The following is a 16,912-nucleotide window of genomic DNA, read 5'->3' on the forward strand; positions in this document are numbered from 1 at the left end:
CCCTCACATCCGGAAGACGCCGAAGCCGCCGCGCACGCCCTCGTAGGGCGCGGTGTGGACGGCGGACAGGCACAGGCCGAGGACGGTGCGGGTGTCGCGCGGGTCGATGACGCCGTCGTCGTACAGCCGCCCGGACAGGAACATCGGCAGCGACTCGGACTCGATCTGCTGCTCCACCATGGCGCGCAGGGCGGCGTCGGCGTCCTCGTCGTACGGCTGCCCCTTGGCGGCGGCGGACTGCCGGGCGACGATCGACAGGACGCCCGCGAGCTGCTGCGGGCCCATCACGGCCGACTTGGCGCTGGGCCAGGCGAACAGGAAGCGCGGGTCGTAGGCGCGGCCGCACATGCCGTAGTGGCCGGCGCCGTAGGAGGCGCCGATGAGGACGGACAGGTGGGGCACGCGGGAGTTGCTGACCGCGTTGATCATCATCGCGCCGTGTTTGATGATGCCGCCCTGCTCGTACTCCTTGCCGACCATGTAGCCGGTGGTGTTGTGCAGGAAGACCAGCGGGATGTCGCGCTGGTTGGCGAGCTGGACGAACTGGGCGGCCTTCTGGGACTCCTGGCTGAACAGCACGCCCCGCGCGTTGGCGAGGATGCCGACCGGGTAGCCGTGCAGGCGGGCCCAGCCCGTGGTCAGGCTGGTGCCGTACAGCGGCTTGAACTCGTCGAAGTCGGAGCCGTCGACGATCCGGGCGATGACCTCGCGCGGGTCGAAGGGGGTCTTCAGGTCGCCGGGGACGATGCCCAGCAGCTCCTCCGGGTCGTACTTGGGCGGCTCGGCGGGCCCCGGATCCGGGTACGCCTTGCGGTGGTTGAGGCGGGCGACGACCCGGCGGGCCTGGCGCAGCGCGTCCCGCTCGTCGACGGCGAAGTGGTCGGCGAGGCCGGACACGCGCGCGTGCATCCCGGCGCCGCCCAGGGACTCGTCGTCGCTCTCCTCCCCGGTGGCCATCCTCACCAGCGGCGGCCCGCCGAGGAACACCTTCGCCCGCTCCTTGACCATGATCACGTGGTCGGACATGCCGGGGACGTACGCGCCTCCGGCGGTGGAGTTGCCGAACACGACCGCGACGGTGGGAATGCCGGCGGCGGACAACCGGGTGAGGTCGCGGAAGAGGGCGCCGCCGGGGATGAAGATCTCCTTCTGGGACGGCAGGTCGGCCCCTCCGGACTCCACCAGGCTGATGCAGGGCAGCCGGTTGGCGAGCGCGATGTCGTTCGCGCGCAGGGCCTTCTTCAGCGTCCAGGGGTTGGAGGCGCCGCCCCGCACGGTGGGGTCGTTGGCGGTGATCAGGCACTCGACGCCCTCGACGACGCCGACGCCGGTGACGAGGGAGGCGCCGACGGCGTACTCGCTGCCCCAGGCGGCCAGCGGGGACAGCTCCAGGAACGGGGTGTCCGGGTCGAGCAGCAGCTCGACGCGTTCCCGGGCGAGGAGTCTGCCGCGCCGCCGGTGCCGTTCGACGTACTTCTCGCCGCCGCCCGCGAGGGCCTTGGCGTGCTCGGCGTCGAGGTCGGCGAGCTTGACGAGCATGGCCTCGCGGTTCGCCGCGCAGGCGGGGTCGGTGGGATCCAGGAAGGACGGGAGGACGGTCACAGGAGGGACTCCGGTATGTCCAGGTGGCGGGAGCGCAGCCATTCGCCGAGGGCCTTGGCCTGCGGGTCGAAGCGGTGCCGGGCGGCGACGCCCGCGCCGAGGATCCCCTCGACGGTGAAGTTCAGGGCGCGCAGGTTCGGGAGGGTGTGGCGGACGACGGTCAGGCCGGCGGTCTCGGGCAGCAGGCGCCGGAAGAGGCCGACGGTGAGGGTGTGGGCGAGCCAGCGCCAGCCCTCGTCCGTGCGGGCCCACACGCCGACGTTGGCGTTGCCGCCCTTGTCGCCGCTGCGGGCGCCGACGACGAGTCCGAGGGGGGCGCGGCGGGTGGGACCGGGCGGCAGCGGCTCGGGCGCGGGTGGCTCGTCGACCGGGTGCGGGGGCCGGGTGTCGTGGGGCGGGGCCACGGTGATCCGCCGCCCGTCGTGGAGGACGGCCACCTGGGCGACGGCGCCCTGGGGGACGTACTCGTCCTCGAACACCCCGTACGGGGAGCCCTTCTCGGGTGGGGCGAGCACATGGAAGCCGGGGTAGCTGGCGAGGGCGAGTTCCACGGCGGCGGCGGTCAGGGGCCGCCCGACGGTCTCCTGGTCGGGGTCGCGGACCACCAGCCGCAGCAGGGCGCTCGCGGTCTCCTCGGTGGGGGCGTCGGGCCGGTCGGTGCGGACGAGGTCCCAGTGGACCTCGGCGGGCGGCGACGCGGCGAGGACGCCGGCCATCTGCTCCCGGACCAGCGCGGCCTTGGCCTCGACGTCCAGGCCGGTCAGCACGAAGGTCACCTCGTTGCGGAAGCCGCCGAGCCGGTTCACCCCGACTTTGAGCGCGGGCGGGGGCGCCTCCCCGCGCACCCCGTCGATCCGCACCCGGTCGGGCCCGACCTGGGTGAGCCGTACGGTGTCCAGCCGCGCGGTGACGTCGGGTCCGGCGTACCGGGCGCCGCCGGTCTCGTAGAGCAGCTGGGCGGTGACCGTGCCGGTGTCGACGAACCCGCCGGTGCCGGGATGCTTGGTGACGACACAGGTGCCGTCGGCGTGGATCTCGGCGAGCGGGAAACCGGGCCGCCGGACGTCTCCGTCCCGGAAGAAGGCGTAGTTGCCGCCGGTCGCCTGCGTGCCGCACTCCAGCACGTGCCCGGCGACGACGGCCCCCGCGAGCCGGCCGTGATCCGTCGGCGCCCAGCCGAAGTGCGCGGCGGCGGGCCCGCTGACCAGCGCCGCGTCCGTCACCCGGCCGGTGACGACGATGTCGGCGCCCTCGCGCAGACAGGCGGCGATGCCGAACCCGCCGAGGTAGGCGTGGGCGGCGAGGCTGCCCGGATACGCCGCGGTGAGGTCGTCGCCCTCGACGTGGGCGACGCGGACCGGGACACCGAGGCGGTCCGCCAGCGCCCGTACGGCGTCGGCGAGTCCGGCGGGGTTGAGGCCGCCGGCGTTGGTCACGATCCGCACGCCCCGCTCGTGCGCGAGCCCGAGGGTGTCCTCCAGCTGCCGCAGGAACGTACGGGCGTACCCGGCGTCCGGGTTCCGCAGCCGGTCCCGGGCGAGGATCAGCATGGTCAGCTCGGCGAGGTAGTCGCCGGTGAGGACGTCCAGGTCGCCGCCGGTCAGCATCTCGCGCAGCGCGTCGAAGCGGTCGCCGTAGAAGCCGGACGCGTTGCCGACGCGCAGCGCGCTCACCGGGCGTCCCCCTTCGGTTGAGGCGGCCGTCCGCCGCCGGGCGGTCCCGCGAAGGCCTGCGCGATGTCCAGCCAGCGGTCCGCGCCGGCGCCCTCGGCGCGCAGGGCGAGGCCGAAGCGGTGGGCGCGCTGGGTGACGAGCAGGCAGAAGTCGAGGGCGGGTCCGGTGACCCGCTGCGGGGCGTCCTCGGGTCCGAAGGCCCACACGTCACCGTGCGGCCCGGTCAGCTCGACCCGGAACGGATCGGCGGGTACGGGCAGGCCGTGCACGAGGTGGGCGAAGTCCCGGGTGCGGAAGCCGAGCCGGGCGATGTGACGGAGGCGGTCGGTGGGTTCGCGGGTGACGCCGAGCGCGTCCGCGACGTCCAGTCCGTGGGCCCAGGTCTCCATCAGGCGGGCGGTGGCCATGGACGCCGCGGACATCGGCGGCCCGTACCAGGGGAAACGGGCACCGGCCGGGGCGGCGCGAAGGGCCCGGTCGAGGGCGGTACGGCCCTGCCGCCAGCGCCGCAGCAGCTCGGCGGGCGGCGTCCGGGCGCCCTCCTCGGCACCCTCGTCCACGAAGGAGTCCGGCGCCGCGAGCGCCTTCTCGGCCATCGCCCGGAACCCCTCCTCGTCGGTCACCGCGAGCAGCGCGGAGTGGTCGGTCCAGGCGAGGTGGGCGATCTGGTGGGCGATGGTCCAGCCGGGCGCGGGCGTCGCGAGCGCCCACCGCTCGGGCTCCAACTCGGCTACGAGAGCGTCGAGTTCCTCGCTTTCGGCACGGAGGTCGTCGAACACGGGCAGGGACGTCGGGTCGGCCATGCGGGGAGCATGGCAGCGCCACAAGAAACAAGCAAGCATGCTTGCATTGATTTGTGCGGCGAGTTTCGGGGGCGCTGGTGGAGGGGGGAGGGTGCGTGGCCGGGCGATGCGCTTGTGGGCGACGGCCGCGCGGGCGGGGCCGTTACGGCGGCCCGCTCGGACCGGCCGGGGCCCTCACGAGCGACCCGCTCCGCCCGGCTACGGCCCTCCTGAGCTGCCCGCTCCGACCGGCGACGACCCGCCCAGGCAACCCGATCCGAACGGCGACGACCCGCCTGAGCAGCCCCGCCCGTTCAGGCGGTCGCCGTCTTCCGCCGTCCCACCTGCGTGCGCACCGCGCCCATGCTCGCCACGATGACCAGGGTGATGGCGAGGGCCTGGGTGGGGGTGAGCAACTGGTCGAGGAGGAAGAAGCCGGCCGTCGCCGCGATGGCGGGTTCCAGGCTCATCAGCACGGCGAACGTGGAGGCGGGCAGGCGGCGCAGGGCGAGGAGTTCGAGGGTGTAGGGCAGGACGGAGGAGAGCAGGGCGACCGCCGCGCCGAGGCCCAGGGTGACCGGGTCGAGGAGCTTGTCGCCGGATTCCGCGAGGCCCAGCGGGAGGAACAGCACCGCGCCGACCGCCATGGCCAGCGCGAGGCCGTCGGCCTGCGGGAAGCGGCGGCCGGTGCGGGCACTGAAGACGATGTACGCCGCCCACATCGCACCGGCACCCAGCGCGAAGGCCGCCCCCAGCGGGTCGAGGTCGCCGATACCGCCGCCGAGGAGGAAGACACCTGCGAGGGCGAGGCCCGCCCAGAGGAGATTGATCAGCCGGCGGGAGGCCAGGACGGAGAGGGCGAGCGGGCCCAGCACCTCCAGGGTGACCGCGGGGCCCAGCGGGATGCGGTCGACGGCCTGGTAGAAGAGGCCGTTCATGGCGGCCATGGTGACGCCGAAGACGGCGACCGTGCCCCAGTCGGCGCGGGAGTGGCCGCGCAGCCGGGGCCGGCAGACCACCAGCAGCACCACCGCGGCCACCGCCAGCCGCAGCGCCACCACGCCCAGCGCACCGGCCCTGGGCATCAGCATCACGGCGAGCGCCCCGCCGAACTGCACCGAGATCCCGCCCGCGAACACCAGCCCCACGGGCCCGAGCGAGCCGAACCGGCCCGGAGCGCCGGAGGCGGGGGAGGCGGCGACGGAAGCGGTCGTGGCGGTCTCGGGGCTGGTCACGGGCGGTCCAGGGGCTCGGTTCGAGTGCGCGGAGATTCGTTCAGCGCGATGGACTACTCGGTCCAGGGTAATGGACTGGATCAGGTGTGTGAAGCGGTTTTGCGGCTTACCGGGCCGCGCCCGGCCCCGTGCCCCCGGCCTCGCCCGGCCCCACGTCCCCAGCCTCGCCCGGCCCCGTACTCGTCTCCGCGTCCAGCGCCTTCGCCAGCACCTCCGCCAGGTGCCGGCCCCGTACCCCGCCCAGGTGCTCCAGCTGGGTCCGGCAGGAGAAGCCGTCCGCCAGGACCACCGCGTCCGCGGGCGCCGTCCGCACCGCGGGCAGCAGTCGCTCCTCGGCGCAGGCCGCGGAGACCTCGTAGTGACCTCGTGCGAAGCCGAAGTCGCCCGCGAGGCCGCAGCAGCCGCCGGACAGCTCGCCGGTGAGTCCCGCGGCGGCGCGCAGCCGGCGGTCGGAATCGTCGCCGAGGACCGCGTGCTGGTGGCAGTGGGTCTGGCCGACGGCCGGACGGTCGAGGCGGGGCGGGGTCCAGCCGGGGGCGAGGCGGTCCAGGGACTCGGCGAAGGTGAGGACGCGGGAGGCCAGGCGGGCGGCGCGCGGGTCGTCGGACAGCAGCTCGGGCAGGTCGGTGCGGAGCGCCGCCGCGCAGCTGGGTTCGAGGACCACCACGGGGGTGCCGGCCGCCAGCACCGGCGTCATGGTGTCGAGGGTGCGGCGCATGACGGTACGGGCGCGGTCGAGCTGGCCGGTGGAGACGTACGTCAGCCCGCAGCAGACCCGGGCGCGGCGGCCCGCCGTGGGCGGCAGGGTGACGGCGAGTCCCGCCGCCTCCAGGACGCGGACCGCCGACCGGCCCACCGAGGGCGAGAGGTGCTCGGTGAAGGTGTCGGGCCACAGCACGACCCGTGTCCCGTCCCCCGCCCCTGCGGGCGCCGCGCGCCCGCGCCACCACCGGCTGAACGGCTCCGTCGCCAGCCGCGGGATCTCCCGCTCCCCCGCGATGCCTCCGAGCCGCTTGCCCAGCCGTGCCAGGGGTGCCACGCCGGCGAGGGCGTTGACCAGGGCCGCCGTGCGCGTGCGGTCCACGGCGCGCAGCCACTCCGGCAGCCGCCCCATGCTGTGGTGCGCGGCGGGGCGGCGCCGGCCGGCGTAGTGGTGGTGCAGGAACTCGGCCTTGTAGGTGGCCATGTCGACGCCGACCGGGCAGTCCGAGCGGCAGCCCTTGCAGGCCAGGCACAGGTCGAGGGCGTCGCGCACCTCGGGCGAGCGCCAGCCGCCGGTCACCACCTCGCCGGCCAGCATCTCGTGCAGCAGCCGGGCCCGCCCGCGCGTGGAGTGCGCCTCCTCGCCGGTGACGCGGAAGGACGGGCACATCACGGCCGGGCCGCTCGCGGTGGCCGTACGGCACTTGGCGACGCCGACGCACCGCCGTACGGCGGCGGAGAAGTCGCCGCCGTCGGCCGGGTAGCCGAACGCCACGTCGACGGGGCGGCGGGGCAGCGGGGCGAAGCGGAGGTTGTCGTCGAGGCGGTGCGGGCGGACCAGCATGCCGGGGTTGAGGAGGTCGTCCGGGTCCCAGACCGCCTTGGCGCGTGCGAACAGCGCCACCGTCTCCGGCCCGTACATGCGCGGCAGCAGTTCGGCGCGCGCCTGGCCGTCGCCGTGCTCGCCGGACAGCGAGCCGCCGTGGGCGACGACCAGGTCGGCCAGTTCCTCGGAGAAGCGGCGGAAGCGGGCCACGCCCGGCGCGGTCAGCAGGTCGAAGTCGATGCGGACGTGGACGCAGCCGTCGCCGAAGTGCCCGTAGGGCGTGCCGCGCAGGCCGTGCGCGGCCAGCAGGGCCCGGAAGTCCCGCAGGTAGGCGCCGAGCCGGGCCGGCGGCACCGCGCAGTCCTCCCAGCCGGGCCATGCCTCGCTGCCGTCGGGCATCCTCGTGGCGGTGCCGCTCGCGTCCTCCCGGACGCGCCACAGCGCGCGCTGTCCGGCCGGGTCGGTCACCACGAGCGCGTCCACGGCGTCGGCGGCCCGCGCGATGTGCTCCGCACGCGCGCGTGCCTGCGCGCCGGAGTCCCCGCCGGTCTCGACGAACAGCCATGCCCCGCCCCGGGGCAGCGCGGCGGCGGACGGGACGAGGTCGGCCGCCATGCCCTCCACGGTCAGCGGCCGGTGCGGCAGGAGTCCCGCCGCGGCCTGTGCCGCCGCGCTCTCGTCGGCGTAGCCGAGCACGGCCAGCGCCCGCGCGCGGGGGGCTTCCACGAGCCGTACGACGGCTTCGGTGAGGATGCCGAGGGTGCCTTCGGAGCCGCAGAAGGAGCGGGCGACGTCGGCGCCGTTCTCCGGCAGGAGCGCGTCCAGCGCGTAGCCGGAGATACGGCGGGGCAGCTCGGGAAACCCGGTGCGCAGCCGGGCCAGCTCGCCCTCGACCAGGGTCCGCAGGCCCTCCGGTGCCCCCGCCCAGCGCTGTCCGAGCCGCAGCCGCTCGCCGCGCGCGGTGACCACCGACAGCTCCCGCACGCTGTCCGCGGTGGTGCCCCAGGCCACCGAGTGGGCGCCGCAGGAGTTGTTGCCGATCATGCCGCCGAGGGTGCAGCGGCTGTGGGTGGACGGGTCGGGGCCGAAGCGCAGTCCGTGCGGCGCGGCGGCCTCCTGGAGCCGGTCCAGCACCAGCCCCGGCTGGACGACGGCCGTGCGGGTCGCGGGGTCGAGCGACAGCACCCGGTTCATGTGCCGGGTGAAGTCCAGCACCACGCCGGTGCCGGTGGCCTGCCCGGCGATCGACGTGCCGCCGCCGCGCGCCACGACGGGCACCCCGTGCGCGCGGCACACCTCCAGCGCGGCCGCGACGTCGTCTGCGTCCCTCGGCGCGACCACGCCCAGCGGCACCCGCCGGTAGTTGGACGCGTCCATGGTCGCCAGCGCCCGCGCGGTGACGTCGAACGCGACCTCGCCGCGGACGGCGGCGCGCAGACCGGCACGGAGACCGGCGGGCAGACCGGCGGGGACACCGGGGCGGGGTTCGGGATGCCGGCCGGCTCGGGGATCCGTCATGCGTCCAGGATGCCTCCGGGCACCGGGCGGGACGGGTGCTCCGGGGCGGTCTTCCGTAGATCCGCACAGGTTTGGGGGGTGGAGATCTCGTCTCATCGAACGGACACGTTTCCGCCTGATTTCCGCGAAGGGATACGCTCCGCCTCGTGGCTGAGATCCAGATTCCTGCTGACATCAAGCCCGCGGACGGTCGATTCGGCGCGGGTCCCTCCAAGGTGCGGGTGGAGGCGCTGGACGCCCTGGCCGCCACCGGTACGTCCCTGCTCGGCACCTCCCACCGCCAGGCCCCGGTCAAGAACCTGGTCGGCCAGGTGCGCGAGGGCATCCGCGAGCTGTTCGGGCTGCCCGACGGCTACGAGGTCGTCCTCGGCAACGGCGGCTCCACCGCGTTCTGGGACATCGCGACCCACGGCCTGATCGAGAACAAGTCGCAGCACCTCAGCTTCGGCGAGTTCAGCTCGAAGTTCGCCAAGGCGGCCAAGCTGGCCCCGTGGCTGGCCGAGCCCACCGTCGTCGCCGCCGACCCGGGCACGCACCCGCAGGCGCGGGCCGAGGCGGGCGTGGACGTGTACGCGTTCACCCACAACGAGACCTCGACCGGTGTCGCCATGCCGATCCAGCGGGTCGAGGGCGCCGACGAGGGTGCGCTGGTCCTGGTCGACGCCACCTCCGGCGCGGGCGGCCTCCCGGTCGACATCGCCGAGACGGACGTCTACTACTTCGCCCCGCAGAAGTCCTTCGCCTCCGACGGCGGCCTGTGGATCGGCGTGTTCTCCCCGGCGGCGCTCGAGCGCGCCGAGCGGATCCACGCGTCCGGCCGGCACATCCCGGAGTTCTTCTCGCTGCCGACGGCGATCGACAACTCCCGCAAGAACCAGACGTACAACACCCCGGCGCTCGCCACCCTGTTCCTGCTGAACCAGCAGCTGGAGTGGATCAACGGCCAGGGCGGTCTGGACTGGGCGGTGCGCCGCACGGCCACCTCCGCGCGGACGCTGTACGGCTGGGCCGAGGACGTGAAGTTCGCGACCCCGTTCGTCACCGACCCCGCCAAGCGCTCGGCCGTCATCGGCACCATCGACTTCACCGACGAGGTGGACGCCGCCGCCGTCGCCAAGGTGCTGCGCGCCAACGGCATCGTCGACACCGAGCCGTACCGCAAGCTGGGCCGCAACCAGCTGCGCATCGCCATGTTCCCGGCGATCGACCCGGCGGACGTCGAGGCCCTGACCAAGTGCATCGACTACGTCATCGAGAAGCTCTGACCTTCTCCCGCACGACCCGCACGACCCGCACGACCTCGCGCAGCAGGTGAAAGGGGCGCCCGGCGAACACCGGGCGCCCCCTTTCGCGCGGGCCCCTCGCGCGCACGACCCGCGCGTCGGGCAGGAACCGGGTCGCCGTGGCCCCTCCCCCAGCGCCACCGGCCCCACAGGGCATCAGCGGCGCCGAGGGCCCCGCCTCAGCGGCTGAGCCGCTGGAACCGCCGTACCGCCAGGGGCAGGAAGACCGCCGTCAGGATCAGCGGCCACAGCCCGGACATCAGCAGGGCGTGCTGTTCGACCCAGGAGTCGCCGTTGCCGGCGGGGGTGCCGAACAGGTCGCGGGCGGCGGCGGCCGTGGAGGAGATGGGGTTCCAGGCGGCGAGCCAGCCGAGCCAGTCGGGCATCAGCTGCGGGGCGACGAAGATGCTGGAGATCATCGTCAGCGGGAAGGCGACCGCGAAGAGGCCGCCCGCCGCCTCCGGGTTGGGGACGATCAGGCCGAGCCAGACGCCCACCCAGATGAGGGCGAACCGCAGCCACAGCAGCAGGCCGAACGCGGCGAGGAAGCCCCAGCCGCCCTCCGGGCGCCAGCCCATCGCCAGCGCGGTCAGCATCATGATGGCCAGTTCGGCGCAGGCCACCAGGAGGTCGGTGACGCCGCGGCCCGCGACCACGGCGCTGGACGCCATCGGCATCGAGCGGAAGCGGTCGATGACGCCCTTCGTCGAGTCGTAGACCACCACCGTCGCGGTGTTGATGAAGCCGAACGCCATCGTCATGACGAACATGCCGGGCATCAGGAAGTCCTTGTAGTCCCCGCCGCCGGGGACCTGCATGGCGCTGCCGAAGACATAGCCGTACAGCAGCACCGACAGGATCGGGAAGCCCAGCTGCCAGGCGATGTTCACCGGCTGGCGCCGGTAGTGCGTCAGGCCCCGGCGCACGATGTTCCAGACGTCCGACAGCATCCAGTACGCGCGGCTGCGCGGGGCGGGCCGGGTGAGGTCCAGGGTGCTCATGCCGCCGTCTCCTCCTTCTTGGCGCGGTGTCCGGTCAGGCGCAGGAACACGTCGTCGAGGCTGGGCCTGCGCAGCCCGATGTCCTCGACCCGCACGCCCTCGTCCTGCAGGGTGCGGGCGACCTCGGTGAGCGCCGCGACCCGGTCGTCGACGGGCGCGTGCACGCGCAACTCGGTCTCGTCGGCCTCGGGTTCGCCGTCCGAGACCCGCGCGATCACCTTCACCACCCGCGGGATGTCCGCCCGGTCGGCGGCCACGACCTCGATCCGGTCGCCGCCCACCCGGTCCTTCAGGCCGTCCGGGGTGTCGTCGGCGATGGCGCGGCCCTGGTCGATGACCGTGATGTGGGAGGCCAGCTTGTCGGCCTCCTCCAGGTACTGGGTGGTCAGCAGGACCGTGGTGCCGCTCGCCACCAGCGCCCGCACCGACTCCCACACCTCGCCCCGGCTCCTCGGGTCCAGCCCGGTCGTCGGCTCGTCCAGGAAGAGCACGGCCGGGGCGAGGATCATCGACGCGGCCAGGTCGAGGCGGCGGCGCATACCGCCGCTGTAGCCTCCGGCGCCCTTGTCGGCGGCGTCGGTCAGGTCGAACTGCTCCAGCAGCTCGGCCGCGCGCAGCTTGGCCCGCTTGCCGCCGAGGTGGAACAGGCGGCCGAACATCTCCAGGTTCTGCCGGCCGGTGAGCACCTCGTCCACCGCCGCGTACTGGCCGGTGAGCCCGATCCTGGCGCGCACCTCGCGCGGCTGCCGGGCCACGTCCAGGCCGGCCACCGTGGCCCGTCCGCCGTCGAGGCGGACCAGCGTGGACAGGATGCGCACGGCGGTGGTCTTGCCGGCGCCGTTCGGCCCGAGCAGGCCGTGCACGATGCCCTCGCGGACGGCGAGGTCGAAGCCGTCGAGGGCGCGCTTCTCGCCGTACCGCTTCTCCAGTCCCTCGGCGTGCACCGCGTAACCGTCCATCGTTCCCGTTCCTCCCGTCGTCCCCACAACTGCTTACACCGTACCCGATTACGCGTACACCGTAAGCAGTTTTTCTCCGGGGACATAAGCTGAGGTCATGACGAGCGGCGGCAAGGGAATGACCGACACCAGTGGCAGCGGCGACATCGTCCGCACCCTGGAACTGCTCTGGGACAGCGGGCGGCGCCCGAGCCGCGGTCCCAAGCCCGCCCTCACCCTCGACCGGATCGTGGAAGCCGCCGTCCGGGTCGCGGACACCGAGGGGCTGGAGGCGGTCTCCATGCGCCGCGTCGGCGCGGAACTGGGCACCAGCGCGATGTCGCTGTACCGCTACGTCCCCGGCAAGGCCGAGCTGCTGGACCTCATGCTCGACCGCGTCCAGCGCCCCGCCGACGCCCTCGAAGGCCTCGGCGACGGCGACTGGCGCTCCGCCCTCGGCGCCATGGCCCGCGCCGCCCTCGCCCTCTACCGGCGCCACCCCTGGCTGCTCCACGTCAACCAGTCCCGGCCGATCCTCGGCCCGAGCGCCCTCGACAGCATGGAGCTGGTGCTGGGGCGCATCCGGCCCATGGGGCTGAGCGATCGGGAGCTGGTCTCGGTGATCATCCTGATCGACTCGTACGTCGTCGGCGCCGCGCGCACCCAGGTCTACCAGGAGGAGGCCGAGCGCCGGACCGGGCTGACCACCACCGAGTTCTTCGAGGCGCAGGTGCCGGTCCTGGAGAGGGTCATGACACCTGACCGCTACCCGATCATGGCCAACCTCTCCGAGGACACCTGGAGCCCCGACTTCGACCACTTCGAGTTCGGACTGCGGCGCATCCTCGACGGACTCGAGGTGTTCGTGTCCCAGCGGGCGCGCGAGCGCGGGACGGACGCCCCGGACGACAGCACAGACGCCACAGACGCCTAGGCCCCCGCTCCGGCGTCCGTCACCGCCCGCCGCCCGGGAACCACCCCGTCACTTCCTGCGCCGCAGCCTGCTCAGCCCCAGCAGCGCGACCGCCGCCGCGGCGATGGCGAGGGCGCCCTTGCCGGCGCTCACCCCGCCGCCGTCCTCCTCCTTGCCCGGGTCCGCGCCGCCCGCCCCCGCCGGCGACTCGGCCCCCTCGGCCCCGCCACCGCCCGGCACGTCACCGGGCTCCACGGCACTCTCCGCGCCCTCGGCGCCGTACATCAGCCGCGACCCGTCGGCGGTGTAGGTGACGGACTCCCCCTGGCCCAGGAACGGCACGCCGAGCCGCCCGGTCTTCCTCAGCCTGCCGCCGTTCCAGTCGTAGGCGATGGCGCCGAAGTAGCTGCGCACGACGAGCTGTTCGCCGTCCGGGGACAGCGCCGCGTCGGTGGCCTCCAGGTCGGGGACGGCGGCGACCGGCGTGAACACGTTGGTGCCGGAGGCGGACAGCCGAGCGGGCCCCTGGTAGAGGTGGCCGCCCTTCTCGTTCTTGTCGACGATGTAGACGCGCCCCGTCTTCGGGTGCACCACCAGCGACTCGGCGTCCCGCGGCCCGTCCGAGTACCGCACCACGTACTGCGTGGCCCGCACCGTCTCGTCCCGCAGGGTCTTCGGCTCGGGCAGCCGGTAGATCCAGACGTGGTCCCAGCTGCCGCCGAGGTTGTCGCCGATGTCGCCGACGTAGATCTGGTCGCCGGGCCCGATCGAGATCGCCTCGACATCGCGCGGGGCGCCGACGCCGGTGAGCGAGAGGGTGGCGAGGGTGTCGCCGGTCCTGCCGTCCACGGCGTACAGATACGCGCCGTCGTCGCTGTCGTTGTGGGTCCAGTAGACGCCCGGGTGCTGCCGGGAGGCGGCCAGGCCGCTGGACTCCGTGATGCGCGGGTCCTTGATGGTGAACCCCTCGTCCGCGTCGGCGGCGGAGGCGGACGGCTGGGCGAGCGCCCCCGTGAGGAGGGCCGCGGCGAGGAGCACGAACGTTCGGCGCATGCCCCAAGACTGGCACGAGCGGGGCGTGGCGGGCCTCACACCCCGCCCCGCGCCCGGCCGCCACGCCGATCGTCCATCATGAGCGGATGCTCAGGTTGATGCCGGTAGGCGACTCGATGACCATCGGCAGCGCGGGCGAGCACACCTGGCGGCACCGCATGTGGCAGCACCTGTGCGCCACGTACGGCGGCCCGTTCACGCTGGTCGGCCCGCGCGAGACGCTGTACGACAAGGCGGCCGACGCCCCCACGTCGTACGCCTACGCCGACCCGGACTTCCCCCGCGCCCACCTGGCCGGCTGGGGCGAGGGCTGGCTGCACATGGCCCCGCTCGTCGGGGACGCGGTGCGCGAGACCCGCGCGGACGTGCTGCTGGTCTCGCTCGGCCTCATAGACCTCGGCTTCTACACCGACGCGGAGCAGACGGCGCGGAACGTGCACGCGTTCGTGGCCGCGGCCCGCGAGGCCAGGCCGCGCATACGGATGGTGATACTCCCGGTGATCCCCAACGTCCGCGCCCAGCAGGACCCCCCGTTCGCCGAGCAGGTCACCCGCTTCAACGAACTGCTGGGCAAGGCGGTCGCCGACCTGGACACCCCCCGCTCCCCGCTGCTCCTCGCCTCGCCCCCGGCCGGGTGGGACATCCACCGCGACACCTACGACGGCACCCACCCCAGCGCGAGCGGCGAGCACCGGATCGCGGGCGCGTTCGCCGAGGCGATGTGGCAGGGGTGGGGGGTCGGCGGGGAGTACGGCGCGTAACCGGTCCGCCGTTCGTATCGTTGTACTGCGCGGCCGCGCCCGTTCGAGGGGCGGTCGGGGAGGAACGCCACGATGACCGTCCTTCACGACAGGATCGCGATGGCCGAGAGCGACAACACGATCACGCTCGACGAGATGTTCGAGCGGCTCGAGAAGATGCCCGTCCCCGAGGGATACAAGGTCGAGATCGTCGAGGGGACCGTCTACCTGTCGCCGCAGCGGGACACCCACTGGGAGATCATCGCGGACATCTACGAGCAGCTGCGCACGAAGTACCCGCGCCGGCGCATCAAGTCCGACGTGCGGATCGACTACCCGGGTCACCTCAACGGGTTCGCGACCGATGTGACCGTGATGACCGAGGACGCCGCGAAGACGGAGAGCGGCCACTGGCGCTGCGAGGACGTCATGTTCGTCGCCGAGGTGATCTCCAGGAGCACCGGCCAGAACGACTACGGCCCCAAGAAGACCGCCTACGCCACCGCCGGGGTCCCCGTCTACGTGGTCGCCGACCCCTGCCAGGGCCGCTGCCACCTCTACACCGACCCCAAGGACGGTGACTACGAGGTCGAGACGACCGTCCCCTTCGGCAAGGACCTGGACCTCACCCACACCGTCGTCGACCTCGTCCTGAAGACCGGCGAGTTCCCCCGCGACTGATCCGCCTTGCTTCGAGCGCACTCCACGTCGTTGGCTAGACGTTCATGGAGTACACGCAGCTCGGACGCACCGGACTCAAGGTCAGCCGCCTCGTCCTCGGCACCATGAACTTCGGCCCGCAGACCGAAGAGGCCGACAGTCACACCATCATGGACGCCGCCCTGGACGCGGGCATCAACTTCTTCGACACCGCGAACGTGTACGGCTGGGGCGAGAACAAGGGCCGCACCGAGGAGATCATCGGCAGCTGGTTCGCCAAGGGCGGCGGGCGCCGCGACAAAGGTCGTCCTGGCCACCAAGGTGTACGGCAACATGGGCGCCGACGGCAGCCCGGCCTGGCCCAACCACGACAAGCTCTCCGCGGTGAACATCCGCCGCGCGGTGGACGGGAGCCTGCGGCGCCTGGGCACCGACTACATCGACCTCTACCAGTTCCACCACATCGACCGGGACACCCCGTTCGACGAGATCTGGCAGGCCATCGACGTCCTGGTGCAGCAGGGCAAGATCCTCTACGCCGGGTCCAGCAACTTCCCCGGCTACAAGATCGCCCAGGCCAACGAGGCCGCCGCCCGGCGCGGCTCGCTCGGCCTGGTCAGCGAGCAGTGCCTGTACAACCTGTTCGAGCGGCGCGCCGAGATGGAGGTCATCCCGGCCGCGCAGGACTACGGCCTCGGTGTCATCCCGTGGTCGCCGCTGCACGGCGGACTGCTCGGCGGCGTCCTCCGCAAGGAGAACGAGGGCAAGCGGCGCACCTCGGGACGCGCCGTGCAGACCCTCGCCGACCCGGCGGCGCGGGCGCGCATCCAGGCGTACGAGGACCTGCTCGACAAGCACGGCCTGGAGCCCGGCGAGGCGGCTCTGGCGTGGCTGCTCACCCGGCCGGGCGTGACCGGGCCGATCGTCGGCCCGCGCACCCTCGCCCAGCTGGAGTCCGCCCTGCGGGCGGTCGAGCTGGACCTCTCCGAGGACCTGCTGACCTCCCTGGACGACATCTTCCCGGGCACGGGCCCGAGCCCCGAGGCCTTCGCCTGGTGACACGGGCGCACGCCGCCCCGGTCAAGGGGCGCGGGGAACCGCGCGGTCTGCCAACGCTGTGCGGTTTCCCGCGCTAATTGCCCAGCGCGGAAGCCACCGCGACGACGACGAACATCAACACGAGCGCACCGGCCATGATCCGGTTCCGGGTTTTCGGGTCCACGTGCCGAGCCTAACCGGCCCCGCCCAGTGCCCAGCGGGCGACCGTCTCGTAACGCGGCTGCTCCCCCGGCGTCCCGGAGCGCGGCAGGTTGCTGCGGACGAGGGTCAGCTCGGCGACGGTCCAGGTACGGCCGGCGAACGCGTCCAGGGCCCGGACGTACGGCCGTACGTCGACCGCCTCGCGGCTGCGGGCCACGGTCAGGTGCGGCTGGTACCGCCGGTGCTCCCCCATGGGGACGCCGGCCTTGCGGGCCGCCGCCTCGGCGCGGTCGGCCAGCAGCCGCAGGGTCGCGACATCGCCGTCCGCGCCGGTCCACAGCGCCCGCCCGTGCCCGAACTGGCCGCCGCCGCGCAGCGCCAGCCGGAACGGCTCGGTACGGTGCGCGGCTCGCTCCAGGCGGGCCGACAGGCCGGGGACGAGGGCGTCGTCGACCTCGCCGTAGAAGGCCAGCGTGAAGTGCCAGCCGGGCCGCCCGGTCCACCGCAGCCGGTCCGCACCGGCCAGCGCGCGCAGCGCGTCCACCTGGGCGGCCAGCTCCCCGGCGACGTCGTCGGGCGGCAGCACAGCGGCGAAGAGTCTCATACGGCCACCCTGACACAAGGCCCCCCGACGCCCGGCCCACCCGTCCACCGGGAACCACCACGCACCGCGACGGCCCGCCGGGGGCGACCCCGGCGGCGGCCGGTGTCCAGGTGATCCGGTGTCCAGTTCATCCGGTGTCCAGGTGATCCGGCAGGTCGTGCCCCGGCACACCGGGAAGGGCC

Annotated in this window: 13 protein-coding genes and 1 pseudogene; 5 read left to right on the plus strand and 9 right to left on the minus strand. The window is 73.6% G+C overall.

Annotated elements, in window-relative coordinates:
* Positions 1–3: 3 nt before the first annotated feature.
* From G7Z13_RS15660 to G7Z13_RS15680, 5 genes are all read right to left on the minus strand, one after another.
* Positions 4–1,602: a carboxyl transferase domain-containing protein gene (locus tag G7Z13_RS15660; protein WP_165999837.1), complete on the minus strand. Its 1,599-nt coding sequence runs from the start codon at positions 1,600–1,602 to the stop codon at positions 4–6.
* On the minus strand, positions 1,599–3,275 hold the full coding sequence (locus G7Z13_RS15665; RefSeq protein WP_165999839.1) for an acyclic terpene utilization AtuA family protein: 1,677 nt from the start codon (positions 3,273–3,275) through the stop codon (positions 1,599–1,601). The genes G7Z13_RS15660 and G7Z13_RS15665 overlap by 4 nt, the downstream gene beginning before the upstream one ends.
* A complete protein-coding gene (locus tag G7Z13_RS15670) occupies positions 3,272–4,078 on the minus strand; it encodes a TIGR03084 family metal-binding protein (protein WP_165999841.1) in 807 nt (268 codons plus the stop codon). The genes G7Z13_RS15665 and G7Z13_RS15670 overlap by 4 nt, the downstream gene beginning before the upstream one ends.
* Before the next feature lie 293 nt (positions 4,079–4,371).
* Positions 4,372–5,292 (minus strand): EamA family transporter, encoded by a 921-nt coding sequence (locus G7Z13_RS15675; protein WP_165999843.1) that lies wholly within the window; start codon positions 5,290–5,292, stop codon positions 4,372–4,374.
* Positions 5,293–5,398: 106 nt separating this feature from the next.
* The gene (locus G7Z13_RS15680) at positions 5,399–8,197 is read right to left on the minus strand and encodes an FAD-binding and (Fe-S)-binding domain-containing protein (protein ID WP_240926495.1); all 2,799 of its coding nucleotides are present in this window, start codon (positions 8,195–8,197) and stop codon (positions 5,399–5,401) included.
* 287 nt (positions 8,198–8,484) lie between these two features.
* Here G7Z13_RS15680 and serC point away from each other — a divergent pair, with 287 nt between their 5' ends.
* Positions 8,485–9,603, plus strand: a complete 1,119-nt coding sequence (gene serC / locus G7Z13_RS15685) for a phosphoserine transaminase (protein WP_165999847.1) — start codon at positions 8,485–8,487, stop codon at positions 9,601–9,603.
* A gap of 197 nt (positions 9,604–9,800) precedes the next feature.
* On the opposite strand, the gene G7Z13_RS15690 is transcribed toward serC, so the two are convergent.
* The gene (locus tag G7Z13_RS15690; RefSeq protein WP_165999849.1) at positions 9,801–10,622 is read right to left on the minus strand and encodes an ABC transporter permease; all 822 of its coding nucleotides are present in this window, start codon (positions 10,620–10,622) and stop codon (positions 9,801–9,803) included.
* Positions 10,619–11,581 (minus strand): ATP-binding cassette domain-containing protein, encoded by a 963-nt coding sequence (locus tag G7Z13_RS15695; RefSeq protein ID WP_165999851.1) that lies wholly within the window; start codon positions 11,579–11,581, stop codon positions 10,619–10,621. Before G7Z13_RS15695 ends, G7Z13_RS15690 begins: the two co-directional genes overlap by 4 nt.
* Before the next feature lie 97 nt (positions 11,582–11,678).
* Between G7Z13_RS15695 and G7Z13_RS15700 the strand changes: the two genes are divergently transcribed.
* Positions 11,679–12,494: a TetR/AcrR family transcriptional regulator gene (locus tag G7Z13_RS15700; RefSeq protein WP_165999853.1), complete on the plus strand. Its 816-nt coding sequence runs from the start codon at positions 11,679–11,681 to the stop codon at positions 12,492–12,494.
* A 48-nt stretch (positions 12,495–12,542) separates the two neighbouring features.
* Here G7Z13_RS15700 and G7Z13_RS15705 read toward each other — a convergent pair whose 3' ends face one another.
* Positions 12,543–13,526, minus strand: a complete 984-nt coding sequence (locus G7Z13_RS15705; protein WP_165999855.1) for a WD40 repeat domain-containing protein — start codon at positions 13,524–13,526, stop codon at positions 12,543–12,545.
* 86 nt (positions 13,527–13,612) lie between these two features.
* On the opposite strand from G7Z13_RS15705, the gene G7Z13_RS15710 reads away from it, so the two are divergent.
* The 3 genes and pseudogenes from G7Z13_RS15710 (at position 13,613) to G7Z13_RS15720 (ending at position 15,985) form a co-directional block, all read left to right on the plus strand.
* A complete protein-coding gene (locus G7Z13_RS15710; protein ID WP_165999857.1) occupies positions 13,613–14,287 on the plus strand; it encodes a GDSL-type esterase/lipase family protein in 675 nt (224 codons plus the stop codon).
* 72 nt (positions 14,288–14,359) lie between these two features.
* The gene (locus G7Z13_RS15715) at positions 14,360–14,947 is read left to right on the plus strand and encodes a Uma2 family endonuclease (RefSeq protein ID WP_165999859.1); all 588 of its coding nucleotides are present in this window, start codon (positions 14,360–14,362) and stop codon (positions 14,945–14,947) included.
* 44 nt (positions 14,948–14,991) lie between these two features.
* Positions 14,992–15,985 (plus strand): annotated as a pseudogene (locus G7Z13_RS15720) (aldo/keto reductase).
* Between the two features lie 172 nt (positions 15,986–16,157).
* Here the strand turns inward: G7Z13_RS15720 and thpR are convergent.
* Positions 16,158–16,730, minus strand: coding sequence for an RNA 2',3'-cyclic phosphodiesterase (gene thpR, locus G7Z13_RS15725; protein ID WP_165999862.1), 573 nt, complete (start codon positions 16,728–16,730; stop codon positions 16,158–16,160).
* Between the last annotated feature and the right edge of the window lie 182 nt (positions 16,731–16,912).

Source organism: Streptomyces sp. JB150 (assembly GCF_011193355.1).
Lineage (GTDB): Bacteria > Actinomycetota > Actinomycetes > Streptomycetales > Streptomycetaceae > Streptomyces.